The sequence below is a fragment of the Brenneria populi genome (assembly GCF_036016195.1).
Classification (GTDB): Bacteria; Pseudomonadota; Gammaproteobacteria; order Enterobacterales; family Enterobacteriaceae; genus Brenneria; species Brenneria populi.
In genome coordinates this window covers 114908-127611 of sequence record NZ_JAYWTM010000015.1, presented here as the reverse complement: position 1 = coordinate 127611, position 12704 = coordinate 114908, and the positions used below count along the sequence as shown (strand labels likewise).

The 12704-nt window shown below is 53.4% G+C and carries 11 protein-coding genes and 1 other annotated feature; of the genes, 8 read left to right on the top strand and 3 right to left on the bottom strand.

Annotated elements, in window-relative coordinates:
- Positions 1 to 527 precede the first annotated feature (527 nt).
- Positions 528 to 998, top strand: a complete 471-nt coding sequence (gene creA, locus VSX58_RS15410) for a protein CreA (protein ID WP_327618859.1) — start codon at positions 528 to 530, stop codon at positions 996 to 998.
- A 91-nt stretch (positions 999 to 1089) separates the two neighbouring features.
- On the opposite strand, the gene arcA is transcribed toward creA, so the two are convergent.
- On the bottom strand, positions 1090 to 1806 hold the full coding sequence (gene arcA / locus VSX58_RS15405) for a two-component system response regulator ArcA (RefSeq protein WP_048637421.1): 717 nt from the start codon (positions 1804 to 1806) through the stop codon (positions 1090 to 1092).
- A gap of 718 nt (positions 1807 to 2524) precedes the next feature.
- Between arcA and VSX58_RS15400 the strand changes: the two genes are divergently transcribed.
- From VSX58_RS15400 to thrC, 5 genes are all read left to right on the top strand, one after another.
- A complete protein-coding gene (locus VSX58_RS15400) occupies positions 2525 to 3211 on the top strand; it encodes a tRNA/rRNA methyltransferase (RefSeq protein WP_327618858.1) in 687 nt (228 codons plus the stop codon).
- 210 nt (positions 3212 to 3421) lie between these two features.
- Positions 3422 to 3493, top strand: coding sequence for a thr operon leader peptide (gene thrL / locus VSX58_RS22530; RefSeq protein ID WP_349825810.1), 72 nt, complete (start codon positions 3422 to 3424; stop codon positions 3491 to 3493).
- Positions 3429 to 3547: a sequence feature (Thr leader region), on the top strand. (Overlaps the previous gene by 65 nt.)
- Positions 3548 to 3604: 57 nt before the next feature.
- Positions 3605 to 6064, top strand: a complete 2460-nt coding sequence (gene thrA, locus VSX58_RS15395) for a bifunctional aspartate kinase/homoserine dehydrogenase I (protein WP_327618857.1) — start codon at positions 3605 to 3607, stop codon at positions 6062 to 6064.
- A 2-nt stretch (positions 6065 to 6066) separates the two neighbouring features.
- Entirely contained in the window at positions 6067 to 6996 is a 930-nt protein-coding gene (gene thrB, locus VSX58_RS15390) for a homoserine kinase (protein ID WP_327618856.1), read from the top strand.
- 3 nt (positions 6997 to 6999) lie between these two features.
- Positions 7000 to 8289, top strand: a complete 1290-nt coding sequence (gene thrC, locus VSX58_RS15385; protein WP_327618855.1) for a threonine synthase — start codon at positions 7000 to 7002, stop codon at positions 8287 to 8289.
- A 140-nt stretch (positions 8290 to 8429) separates the two neighbouring features.
- On the opposite strand, the gene yaaA is transcribed toward thrC, so the two are convergent.
- Positions 8430 to 9203 (bottom strand): peroxide stress protein YaaA, encoded by a 774-nt coding sequence (yaaA, locus tag VSX58_RS15380; RefSeq protein ID WP_327618854.1) that lies wholly within the window; start codon positions 9201 to 9203, stop codon positions 8430 to 8432.
- A gap of 367 nt (positions 9204 to 9570) precedes the next feature.
- Between yaaA and tal the strand changes: the two genes are divergently transcribed.
- Positions 9571 to 10524: a transaldolase gene (gene tal, locus VSX58_RS15375; RefSeq protein WP_327612203.1), complete on the top strand. Its 954-nt coding sequence runs from the start codon at positions 9571 to 9573 to the stop codon at positions 10522 to 10524.
- A gap of 83 nt (positions 10525 to 10607) precedes the next feature.
- Here tal and VSX58_RS15370 read toward each other — a convergent pair whose 3' ends face one another.
- Positions 10608 to 11369, bottom strand: coding sequence for a GGDEF domain-containing protein (locus VSX58_RS15370; RefSeq protein WP_327618853.1), 762 nt, complete (start codon positions 11367 to 11369; stop codon positions 10608 to 10610).
- A 717-nt stretch (positions 11370 to 12086) separates the two neighbouring features.
- On the opposite strand from VSX58_RS15370, the gene mog reads away from it, so the two are divergent.
- On the top strand, positions 12087 to 12674 hold the full coding sequence (mog, locus tag VSX58_RS15365; protein ID WP_327618852.1) for a molybdopterin adenylyltransferase: 588 nt from the start codon (positions 12087 to 12089) through the stop codon (positions 12672 to 12674).
- Positions 12675 to 12704 lie beyond the last annotated feature (30 nt).

Sequence of the window (12704 nt, the reverse complement as noted above, 5' to 3'; positions counted from 1 at the left end):
CCAAGCGTAAAAGAGATGTACTGCATCATAGCAATTTTTTTACATTGGCACTGCCTAAGATTTTTGCCGCTCCTGGTTTGCTCGCCGGATAATACAATACCGTCGATTGCGGCGCGCAACGCGCGCTGATTCTGCTGGTTACAAACTCTTACGACTCTATGGCGTTGCGCCCTGCCGCAGCCTTGCCGTATCTTAAAATCCATCGAGTATATCCGTCATACTTCAAGTTGCATGTGCGTTGGCTTTATTACTCGCCCCATCCGTGGGGCTCGCCCCGTTGGGGCCGCCGCAAGCGGCGTTCAAATCTGCTCCCGGCAGATTTGTCAGTCACCCGAATCACTTACTTGAGTAAGCTCATCGGGATTAAATGAGAGACATCCTGTCTCTCACCGCAGGCCAGCCGTTGGCTGGTCAAATTCGTTCCCGACGAATTTGTCCTTCGCTTGCCGCCTTCCTGCAACTCGAATTATTTAGGGTATATAATGGATGGCGGTAATGGGATGATGAACAATCTGAGAAGCGGAAATATGAATAAAAAGTGCGTAGTAATAGGCGCCGGTTTGCTGATGTTGTCCTGGGGGACCGCCCAGGCTGAACAGGTGGGATCCGTCGATACCACGTTTAAACTGTTGGGCCCGGACCACAAGATCGTGGTGGAAGCGTTTGACGACCCGGATGTCAATAACGTGACCTGTTACCTCAGCCGGGCGAAAACCGGCGGCATCAAAGGGGGATTGGGGCTGGCTGAAGATACGGCGGATGCGGCGATTTCCTGCCAGCAGGTCGGACCGATAGCGCTGACCGATAAAATAAAGAATGCCGGCGATAAAGGAGAGGTCGTCTTCCAGAAACGGACATCGCTGGTGTTTAAAAAGCTGCAGGTGGTGCGCTTTTACGACAGCAAACGCAATGCGCTGATCTACTTGACCTATTCCGATCGGCTGGTCGAGGGATCGCCGAAAAACGCGCTAAGCGCGGTTCCCGTGATGCCATGGTAGGGAACTAGGGCGGAAAGTGAGGAAAGCGCGCCGGCGGCAGGCGTGAAAGATGAGCGGCCGAGGCGGAGATTTTCGCTTCGGCCGGGGAGAATCACTCTTCCAGATCGCCGCAGAAACGGTAGCCTTCGCCATGGATGGTGGCGATGATTTCAGGGGTGTCCGCCGTGGATTCAAAGTGTTTACGGATACGACGAATGGTGACGTCAACCGTACGGTCATGAGGCTTCAGCTCGCGTCCGGTCATTTTTTTCAATAGCTCCGCGCGGGATTGAATCTTGCCCGGGTTTTCGCAGAAATGCAGCATGGCGCGGAATTCGCTGCGCGGCAGCTTGTACTGCTCGCCGGCGGGGCTGATCAGCGAACGGCTGTTGATATCCAGCTCCCAACCATTAAACCGATAGCTCTCGACCAGACGGCGCTCTTCGGTGCCGCCGCCAAGATTCATGGTGCGGGACAGCAGGTTGCGGGCGCGGATAGTCAATTCACGGGGATTGAACGGCTTGGTGATGTAGTCGTCGGCGCCGATCTCCAGACCGAGAATTTTATCGACTTCGTTGTCGCGGCCGGTGAGGAACATCAGGGCGACGCTGGCTTGTTCACGCAATTCGCGCGCCAGCAGCAACCCGTTTTTGCCCGGCAGGTTAATGTCCATGATCACCAGGTTAATGTCGTTCTCAGACAAAATATGGTGCATTTCTGCGCCGTCGGTGGCTTCGTGAACGATGTATCCTTCAGCCTCAAAAATACTTTTAAGGGTATTGCGAGTTACCAACTCGTCTTCAACAATAAGAATGTGCGGCGTCTGCATGTTTGCTACCTAAAATTGCCAACTGAAATTATAAATATCGGAAGTACAGAAGTCGCTGTTATCATTGGAGTTCTAGAGGCAATCATCGCCATCTTACTCAACATAGGACTAAAGTACGTAAATGCGTTCCTGATGCACGTTTCACCTGCCGGAAGATACGGCGAACAGATGATAGTGGCGCCGGTCTAAGCTGCGCTCAAAGTGGCGTACAGTTTAACCTTATTAACAGCAACATAACAGCAAGCACTGATTTTGCTCACTGATAAATATACAGTTATGTTGACATATATCAAATTTCATTGTAGCACGTTAACTCTTTTGTGAAAAAGACTTACGGGATTGCCAGTTTGCGTCACAATTTAGCATTTTTTGTGAACGATTCAGCATAGTAAATGCTGATAGCAACGGCGAAACGCCCGGTATAAAATATTTTTATTTAATTCATTGAAATTAAAGTGATTTAATGACTGTTGTCGGTGATTATCGGCGCCTGCCGGCGATCCTGGCGCCAAGCCGTTTTTCTTTTCGGAGACGGCGTTTTATTTAATTCTTTGTTGTTTTATTGTTAATTCTTAGCGGGATTGATGATGGTTTTTTCTACTGCCGGGCATTCCGCACGTCGCTCTCCGGGCCGCGGTAAGCGGCGTTAAAAACGGAACCCGACAACTTTGACAACGGGGCGCTCGCCGCGTGACGCGGACCGCCGCCGAGGAGAGATATGCGCTTTCATATTATTTTGGTTGAGCCGGCGCGGGCTGAAAATGTCGGCGCCGCCGCGCGGGCCATGAAGACCATGGGGTTTTGCGGGTTAAGAATCGTCGGCAGCCGCGTTCATCAAGAGCCGCCCGCGCGCTGGGTCGCGCATGGCTCCGGGGATATCCTGGACGGGGCGGAAACCTTCTCGACGCTGGCGGAAGCGTTGGCGGATATCGATTTTACCATTGCGACCACGGCGCGCAGCCGCGCCAGGTTTCGTTATTATTGCTCTCCCGCCGAATTGCTCGGGGTGATGCGGGAAAAACAGCGCTGGATAGCGTCCGCCGCATTGGTTTTCGGGCGTGAGGATTCCGGCTTGACGAACGAAGAGCTTGCATTGGCGGATGTGCTGACCGGCGTACCGATGAAGGCGGACTATCCGTCGCTGAATCTTGGCCAGGCGGTGATGGTGTATTGCTATCAACTGGCGGAATTAATGCAGATAACCCCCGATGCCGCAGTTTTGCCGGCGTCAGGACAGCTATCGGCGTTACGTCAGCGGGCGGAGCGGCTGCTGAACAATCTGGCGGTGGAAGAAGATGAAAAGCTACGGGATTGGATCCATCAACGGCTGGGTCGCCTGGAGCAACGGGATACCGCGATGCTGCATATGCTGTTGCATGATATCGAAAAAGCGATATCGAAATAAAAAGTTTATAAACGATTCTATTTTAGATGAATAAATGGATTTTTTATTTTTTATAAAAAAAAATTTTACGGTTATGTTGGGTTGTGGGGTATTCTCCTGTTCCCTCGCCCCGTTCGATAGCGGAAAAAAACAGAAATCCGTTGACTTCAAGGCGTAATTGCCCTAACTAATAGGGCCGTTGAAACTAAATTTATTAAGATAAATTTTACAATGCGCCATATCAGCCCGATCGCCACCATTATTATTACCATCACCGGTACGACCAGTAACGGTGCGGGCTGACGCATACAGAAGAATCGAAAAAAGCCCGCACTTGATAGTGCGGGCTTTTTTTATGGCGGACAGAGACTGTCCGCCGCCTTTGTCGGCAGAAATTCAGGAGAAAAGATAAAAATGCGAGTGTTGAAATTTGGCGGGACTTCAGTGGCAAATGCGCAACGTTTTATGCACGTTGCCGATATTATGGAAAACAATACGCGCCAGGGACAGGTTGCCGCCGTCCTGTCGGCTCCGGCAAAAATTACTAACCATTTGGTTGCAATGATTGAAAAAACCGTTGCCGGACAGGATATTCTGCCTCACCTTAACGACGCGGAAGCTATCTTCTCCTCTCTGCTCAAGGGTCTTGAACAGACTCAGCCCGGTTTTGACGGCGTTCGTCTTAAAGCGCTGGTGGATCAGGAGTTCGCGCAGTTAAAACAGGTATTGCACGGCATCTCTTTGCTGGGCCAATGCCCCGACAGCGTGAATGCGTCCATCATCTGCCGCGGCGAAAAACTGTCGATCGCCATAATGGAAGCGGTCTTTCAGGCTCGCGGCTACTCCGTTACCGTTATTAACCCGGTGGAAAAACTGCTGGCTCAGGGGCATTACCTTGAATCGACCGTAGATATCGCCGAGTCTACCCGCCGTATTGCCGAAAGCGCGATCCCCGCCGATCATGTGATCCTGATGGCAGGCTTCACGGCGGGCAACGATAAAGGCGAACTGGTGGTCTTGGGCCGTAATGGTTCGGATTACTCGGCCGCCGTGCTGGCCGCCTGTTTGCGTGCGGATTGTTGCGAGATCTGGACGGATGTCGACGGGGTTTATACCTGCGATCCGCGTCAGGTTCCGGATGCGAGGTTGCTTAAATCGATGTCCTATCAGGAGGCGATGGAGCTATCCTACTTCGGCGCCAAAGTCCTCCACCCTCGCACCATCGCTCCCATCGCCCAGTTCCAGATTCCCTGCCTTATCAAAAACACCGAAAATCCCCAGGCTCCCGGCACGCTTATCGGAATGGATAGCACCGATACCCAATATCCGGTTAAGGGCATCACCAACCTGAATAATATGGCGATGTTCAATATTTCCGGTCCGGGAATGAAAGGGATGGTCGGCATGGCGGCCCGCGTGTTTGCGGCCATGTCGCGGGCGGGAATCTCTGTCGTTCTGATTACGCAGTCATCGTCCGAATACAGCATCAGCTTCTGCGTTTCGCAGAGCGAGCTGGCCCGCGCTAAAAAGACGCTGGAAGATGAATTCTACCTGGAATTGAAAGAGGGCGTGCTGGATCCGCTGGACGTGATGCAGCGCCTGGCCATCATTTCCGTGGTGGGCGACGGGATGCGCACGCTGCGCGGCCTCTCCGCCCGCCTGTTTACGGCGCTGGCCAGCGCCAATATCAATATCGTGGCCATTGCCCAGGGCTCGTCCGAACGCTCGATTTCGGTTGTGGTGAATAACGATATGGCGACGACCGGCGTGCGCGTCGCGCATCAGATGCTGTTCAACACCGATCAGGTCATCGATGTTTTCGTCATCGGCGTCGGCGGGGTAGGCGGCGCGCTGCTGGAGCAGATCCACCGTCAGCAGCCGTGGCTTCGCCAGAAGCACATCGACCTGCGGGTGTGCGGCATCGCCAACTCCAAGGCGCTATTGACTAATATTAACGGCATCCCGATGGATAACTGGCGCGAAGAGCTGGGGAAAGCGCGCGAGCCCTTTAATCTGGGGCTCTTGATCCGTTTGGTCAAAGAGTATCATTTGCTGAACCCGGTGATCGTGGACTGTACCTCAAGCCAGGCGGTGGCCGACCAGTACGCCGATTTCCTGGCGGATGGTTTCCATGTCGTTACGCCGAACAAGAAAGCCAACACCGGATCGATGAATTATTACCAGCAGATACGTAACGCGGCCGCCAAGTCCCGCCGCCGGTTCCTGTATGACACCAACGTCGGCGCCGGTCTGCCGGTTATCGAGAACCTGCAGAATCTCTTGAACGCGGGCGATGAACTGATCCGTTTTACTGGTATCCTATCCGGCTCGCTGTCCTTTATTTTCGGTAAGCTGGACGAAGGCATGTCGCTGTCTGAAGCCACGCGGCAGGCGAAGGAGAAAGGCTATACCGAACCCGATCCGCGCGACGATCTGTCGGGGATGGATGTGGCGCGCAAGCTGCTGATTCTGGCCCGTGAAGCCGGCTATCAGCTGGAGCTGGAGGATATTGAGGTCGAATCCGTGCTGCCGGCCGGTTTTGACGCTTCCGGCGACGTGGCCGCCTTTATGAGCCGTTTGCCGTCGGTGGATGATGTCTTCGCCAGCCGTATCGCGCAGGCGCGCGATGAAGATAAGGTGCTGCGTTATGTCGGCGTGATCGAAGAGGGGCGCTGTAAAGTTCACATCAGCGCGGTGGGAAGCAACGACCCGCTGTTCAAAGTCAAAGATGGCGAGAATGCGCTGGCTTTCTATAGCCGCTACTATCAGCCATTGCCGTTGGTATTAAGAGGGTACGGAGCGGGGAACGACGTCACCGCCGCCGGTGTGTTTGCAGATTTACTGCGTACCCTGTCATGGAAGTTGGGAGTTTAATTATGGTTAAGGTGTATGCACCCGCGTCGATCGGCAATGTCAGCGTCGGATTCGACGTGCTCGGCGCCGCCGTTTCGCCGCTGGACGGCTCGCTGCTGGGCGACTGCGTCTCCGTCGTTGCGGCGGATCGCTTCAGTCTGCGCTGCGAAGGGCGTTTTGTCGGCAAGCTGCCGGACGATCCGCAGCAAAACATTGTGTATCAATGCTGGGAGCGTTTCTGTCAGGAGATCGGTAAAACCATTCCGGTCGCCATGACGCTTGAAAAAAACATGCCGATAGGCTCGGGGTTAGGGTCCAGCGCCTGTTCCGTGGTGGCGGGGCTGATGGCGATGAATGAATTCAGCGGCAAGCCGCTGGACGATACCCGGCTGCTGACGTTAATGGGCGAGCTGGAAGGGCGGATTTCAGGCAGCGTGCATTATGATAATGTGGCGCCCTGTTTCCTCGGCGGCATCCAACTGATGCTGGAAGAAGAAGGGATTATCAGCCAGCCGGTCCCCGCCTTCGATGATTGGCTGTGGGTCATGGCCTACCCGGGGATAAAAGTTTCGACGGCCGAAGCGCGGGCCATTTTGCCGGCGCAGTACCGCCGTCAGGATTGCATCAGCCACGGCCGCTATCTGGCCGGTTTTATTCACGCCTGCCATACCGGCCAGGCGGCGCTGGCCGCCAAGCTGATGAAGGATGTCATCGCCGAGCCTTACCGGACGAAACTGCTGCCCGGCTTCGCCGAAGCGCGCAAAGCCGCACAGGATATCGGGGCGCTGGCCTGCGGCATCTCCGGATCAGGGCCGACGCTATTTTCCGTATGCAATGAAATGGATAGCGCGCAGCGCCTGGCTGATTGGCTGCGGGATAACTATTTGCAGAACGATGAAGGTTTTGTTCATATTTGCCGCCTGGATACGGCCGGCGCAAGACAACTGGGATAATGCATGAAACTCTATAACCTTAAAGATCATAACGAGCAGGTCAGCTTCGCTCAGGCTATCAAGCAAGGGCTGGGCAGTCGGCAGGGCCTGTTCTTTCCTCTGGATTTGCCCGAATTCAGCCTGGAGCAGATCGACGAACTGCTGCAAATGGATTTTGTTACCCGCAGCAGCCGCATTTTGTCCGCCTATATCGGGGATGAAATGTCCGAGGAGACGGTATATCAACGCGTTAAGGCGGCCTTCGCCTTTCCCGCGCCGGTTGCTTCCGTTACGGAGGATATTGCCTCGCTGGAGCTATTCCATGGGCCGACGCTGGCTTTCAAGGATTTCGGCGGCCGTTTTATGGCGCAGATGCTGACGGAAGTCGCGGGCGATAACAAGATCACCATTCTTACCGCGACGTCCGGCGATACCGGCGCGGCGGTCGCGCACGCGTTTTACGGCCTGGAGAATATCCGAGTGGTGATCCTCTACCCGCGCGGGAAAATCAGTCCGTTACAGGAAAAATTGTTCTGTACGCTGGGCGGCAATATTCACACTATCGCGGTAGACAGCGATTTTGACGCCTGCCAGTCGCTGGTGAAACAGGCGTTTGACGACCAGGCGCTGAAGCAAGCCATCGGCCTGAACTCGGCCAACTCGATTAATATCAGCCGGCTGTTGGCGCAAATCTGTTACTACTTCGAGGCGGTGTCCCAGCTGTCGCAGGAAGCGCGCGATCAACTGGTGGTTTCTGTTCCGAGCGGCAACTTCGGCGATCTGACCGCCGGTCTGCTGGCCAAATCCCTCGGCCTGCCGATTAAGCGTTTTATCGCCGCGACCAACGCCAACGACACCGTGCCGCGTTTCCTGAGCGACGGCGTATGGGCGCCGCATAAGACCGTCGCCACTTTGTCCAATGCGATGGACGTGAGCCAGCCGAACAACTGGCCGCGGGTGGAAGAGCTGTTCCGCCGTAAAAACTGGCAGTTGAATACTCTGGGCTTTGGCGCGGTAAGCGATGAAACCACCAAAGCGGCGATGCATGAGCTCGACTCGCTGGGCTACACCTCGGAGCCGCATGCGGCGATCGCCTACCGTTTGCTGCGCGACCAGCTACAGCCCGGCGAGTTCGGTCTATTCCTAGGCACCGCGCACCCGGCGAAATTTAAGGAAAGCGTGGAAGAAATTCTGGGTAAAAAGCTGGAACTGCCCGAAGCGCTGGCGCAGCGCGCCGATCTGGATTTGCTGTCGCACAACTTTCCGGACGACTTCGCTAAGCTGCGCCAGTTCCTGATGACGCTGCCGCAATAATCCGGCATCTACATCAGTGGCCGCCGGCGTCGCCGCCGCTAATCACCCCTTATCCCCGCGTCGGTAGGCGGGGAGCCGCGGCTGACGTTATGCGCGGTGGGTGAGGGGGGCGGAAAGGTTGCGCCGACGGCGTCGAGGCATCATTGCTCGCGGCGTTTGAATACCAGCTCGTCGACGGAGGATTCCGCTTCAGAGAAGCGATAGCCCTCCAGATTGAAGTCTTTCAGCTGCTCGGGCTGCGTGAGTCGATGTTGAATAATAAAACGGCTCATCAGCCCGCGCGCTTTTTTGGCGTAAAAGCTGATGACTTTAAACCTGCCGTTTTTCTCGTCGAGAAATACCGGTTTGATGATGCGCGCGTTTAATTTCTGCGGATGAACCGATTTAAAGTATTCGTCGGAGGCCAGGTTGATCAGAATATCGTCGCCCTGCTGGCTCAGCGCCTGATTCAGTTTATCGGTGATGATATCTCCCCAGAAACTATAGAGATCCTTGCCCGCCTTGTTGCCGAGCTTGATCCCCATTTCCAACCGGTAGGGCTGCATTAAATCCAGCGGTCTCAGCACGCCGTATAAACCGGACAGCATGCGCAGGTGTTGCTGCGCGAAATCAAAGTCGTCTTCGCTGAAATCTTCCGCGGCCAGGCCCGTATAGACATCGCCTTTAAAGGCCAGCAACGCCTGGCGCGCATTATCCGGGGTAAAGTCGGGATGCCAGTCGTTAAAGCGGCCGGCATTCAGGCTGCCCAGCTTGTCGCTGATCCCCATCAGCGATGAAATCTGCGCCGGCGTCAGTTTCTTACAGATGGCAATCAACCGGCCGGCGTAATCCAGCAGCTCCGGCCGGGTATAGCGGGTTGTCGCTAAAGGACTGGTGTAATCAAGGGTTTTCGCGGGTGAAAGGGTTATTAACATGCGCCATGTCCTATCGGGCTGATTTCAATGTTTTTACTGTAGCAAAAATCCCGCAAGAAAGCGGCTATGGCTATAACAGGATGCGGTAATCATACGGCGGAAATTCTATAGCGGCGGAATAATTAACTGGCGACAGGGTCTCGGGCGGGCCTTTTATCGTCCGCCCGCCATAGCGGCGGGAAAAACGGCGATATATACGTTTCCCCGCGCCGCAATTCGGACGAAAAGGCTGTCTTGCGCCGTCTTGAGCGCGTGTTATTATCAGATTCAGGCGACAACGTAATGTCATCAGTTCATGTACTAATCATGCATGCTCGAGTAATCCACGCATAAACTAGTCCACATATAAACAATGAGAAATGCCAACATGACGGATAAACTGACTTCCCTACGCCAATTTACAACGGTTGTGGCTGATACCGGTGATATTGCGGCAATGAAATTGTATCAACCGCAAGACGCCACCACCAACCCCTCGCTGATTCTTAATGCCGCCCAGATACCCGAATATCGTAAGCTGATCGACGAGGCGATTGTTTGGGCGCGCGCCCAGAGCGACAGCCATGAGCAGCAGATTATTGACGCGACCGACAAGCTGGCCGTTAACATCGGCCTTGAGATCCTGAAACTGATCCCCGGACGCATCTCTACGGAAGTCGACGCCCGCCTGTCTTATGATACCGAAGCCAGCGTCGCCAAGGCCAAACGCCTGATTAAGCTTTATAACGACGCCGGTATCGGCAACGATCGTATTTTGATCAAGCTGGCCTCCACCTGGCAGGGCATTCGCGCCGCGGAGCGTCTGGAAAAAGAGGGCATCAACTGTAACCTGACGCTGCTGTTCTCCTTTGCGCAGGCTCGCGCATGCGCCGAAGCCGGCGTATTCCTGATTTCGCCGTTCGTCGGCCGCATTCTGGACTGGTACAAAGCCAACGGCGATAAGAAAGAGTTCGCCCCTAGCGAAGATCCGGGCGTGGTATCCGTCAGCGAGATCTACAATTACTACAAAGAGCACGGCTATGAAACGGTCGTTATGGGCGCCAGCTTCCGTAATCTGGGAGAAATTCTCGAGCTGGCGGGATGCGACCGTCTTACTATCGCGCCGGCTCTGCTGAAAGAGCTGTCCGAAAGCGCAGGCGAAGTGGCCCGTAAACTTTCTTATACCGGCGAGATTAAGGCGCGCCCGGATAAAATGACCGAAGCGCAGTTCTACTGGCAGCATAATCAGGATCCGATGGCCGTAGATAAGCTGGCCGAGGGGATTCGTAAGTTTGCCGTCGATCAGGAAAAACTGGAAAAAATGATTTCTGAATCGCTGTAAAAACGGCACGGGAGCATAGCCGGGTTGGTGCCCGGCTGTTTTCTATCGTGATACGCCTTTGCTGACATCAGTTCGAGGCGTCGCTATTTGGCCACGGTATTGCGCATTTCTTTGGCGACATAAAGTTTTTCATCCGCCCGGTTCATCACCTCTGTTAAGTCTTCTGATTCGATATGGTATTCAACCAGCCCGATGCTGACCGTTAGGCTGACATCCTTTCCCAACATGTCGCTGCGCGCTTCGCCGATCCGCAATCTGGCGCGTTCCGCGACCATATAGGCCTCATTCAGGGAGATGTTAGGTAAAACAATGGAAAATTCATCGCCGCCGATCCGGCCGAAAATATCTTCCCGCCGGAATGATTTTTTAAAGATATCCGCCACCATCCTTAGCGCGTCGTCCCCGGCGCCGTGGCCGAAGGTATCATTTACGCTCTTAAAGTGATCGATATCGATAAGAATGACGCAGAGAGGGCGCTTGGAAAAATTGGCGATGCTCAGCGCCTTGTTTGCGGCCATAAAAAACGCGTCCCGCCGCAGGCATCCGGTCAAATCGTCATATTTTGCCGTTAAAGGCAGCTCTATCAGGTATTTTCTGGCGAGGATGGAAAGCAGGCTGCCCAGTATGGCGGTAAGCAGTACGATACTGACGATGGCAATAACGGAGGGGGCGGCCGATAGCGTGTCAAATAGCGAAGGATGAGGATCGTATGACGTTGTTCTGATGCGAATGCCCAGCAGGTCGTCCTGCGCCGACAGAATAGGAAAAATGACGGTGAGGGTACCTCGTCCCGCGAAATCTCCGATTGAAGGCAGTTTATTCTGACACACGCGAATAATTGTCATGTCATTAAATTTAAGCTCCGAGACGGATAATCTATTGATGCATTCGCTGCGAACGTCGCGGGTATTAAATGCAAGCGTCCTCATCCGCGCGGAAAGATAGCGCCCTGTTCTTTCCGTTATATCTGTATCGGTTACTTCGCCCGAATTATATGATGCATAAGTTTTAATTATTGAATCCAGGTCATGTTTCTCTACTCTCCAGGTTCTTTTGTTTGATTCATGCATGGCGATGACAGAGACGGAAAAAGAAATAAAACCAAAAATAATAAAAGCGGATATTGGATGGGAAAAAAGTTCTAATATCTTATACTTGGCGCTGTTCATGAATATTTCCTTGGTGTGACTTTTTTACTTATTATCTTTTATATGAAAATACGTGCTAACTTTACCATATTATCCAAACGCTGGTGAGTTTAATGATGATAGCTACCTTCTTTTTATCTGCTTAAAATACGCGATGTTTGAGAAAAATCTGATGCGTGTTTGATTAGCCATGCTAATTACTGCGGCGCTATTGCGTTTTTAGCTTCGGCATAGGTGAAAAACTGATTAAAATGAAGCTGTTTCATTTTAAAAACGGTATTTAATAATTATTATCATAAGCCGCTGCGGCCGATATTCCATGTTTTGACGCTGGCGGATAACATTTCTCATTATTGGTGCTCAAATCGGACAATATCCTGATAAAATTGGTTTTTATTTTATTAGAGGGCGGTTATGAACGTATTGCATGTTGGTTTGGTCTCCATTTCCGATCGGGCGTCCAGCGGTGTTTATCAGGATAAGGGCATTCCCGCGCTGGAAGCCTGGCTGACGTCCGCCTTGACGACGCCTTTTGAGGTTGAAACCCGTCTGGTTCCCGATGAACAGCTGCTGATTGAACAGACATTGTGTGAGCTGGTTGATGAACGCGGTTGTCATCTGGTGCTGACGACCGGCGGCACCGGGCCTGCGCGCCGCGACGTCACTCCCGATGCGACGCTGGCTATCGCCGATCGCGAAATGCCGGGTTTCGGTGAGCAAATGCGTCAGATCGGCCTGCAATTTGTGCCGACGGCGATTCTATCAAGGCAGGTGGGGGTGATTCGTAAACATGCGTTGATTCTTAATTTGCCGGGGCAGCCTAAATCGATCAAGGAAACGCTGGAAGGTTTAAAGGACGCAGATGGCAAGGTTGTCGTCGCCGGGATCTTCGCCAGCGTTCCCTACTGTATCCAGCTATTGGAAGGGCCTTACGTTGCAACCGACCCGACGGTAGTAGCAGCTTTTCGTCCTAAAAATGCCATACGCGAAATAAAAAACTGAAGTTAAACGATTTCAGAAATAACATTCAGC

Bases quoted from the DNA above. Each gene is read 5' to 3' on its own strand.
- creA (WP_327618859.1), top strand. From the start codon at position 528: ATGAATAAAAAGTGCGTAGTAATAGGCGCCGGTTTGCTGATGTTGTCC.
- arcA (WP_048637421.1), bottom strand. From the start codon at position 1,806: ATGCAGACGCCGCACATTCTTATTGTTGAAGACGAGTTGGTAACTCGC.
- VSX58_RS15400 (WP_327618858.1), top strand. From the start codon at position 2,525: ATGCGCTTTCATATTATTTTGGTTGAGCCGGCGCGGGCTGAAAATGTC.
- thrA (WP_327618857.1), top strand. From the start codon at position 3,605: ATGCGAGTGTTGAAATTTGGCGGGACTTCAGTGGCAAATGCGCAACGT.
- thrB (WP_327618856.1), top strand. From the start codon at position 6,067: ATGGTTAAGGTGTATGCACCCGCGTCGATCGGCAATGTCAGCGTCGGA.
- thrC (WP_327618855.1), top strand. From the start codon at position 7,000: ATGAAACTCTATAACCTTAAAGATCATAACGAGCAGGTCAGCTTCGCT.
- yaaA (WP_327618854.1), bottom strand. From the start codon at position 9,203: ATGTTAATAACCCTTTCACCCGCGAAAACCCTTGATTACACCAGTCCT.
- tal (WP_327612203.1), top strand. From the start codon at position 9,571: ATGACGGATAAACTGACTTCCCTACGCCAATTTACAACGGTTGTGGCT.
- VSX58_RS15370 (WP_327618853.1), bottom strand. From the start codon at position 11,369: ATGACAATTATTCGCGTGTGTCAGAATAAACTGCCTTCAATCGGAGAT.
- mog (WP_327618852.1), top strand. From the start codon at position 12,087: ATGAACGTATTGCATGTTGGTTTGGTCTCCATTTCCGATCGGGCGTCC.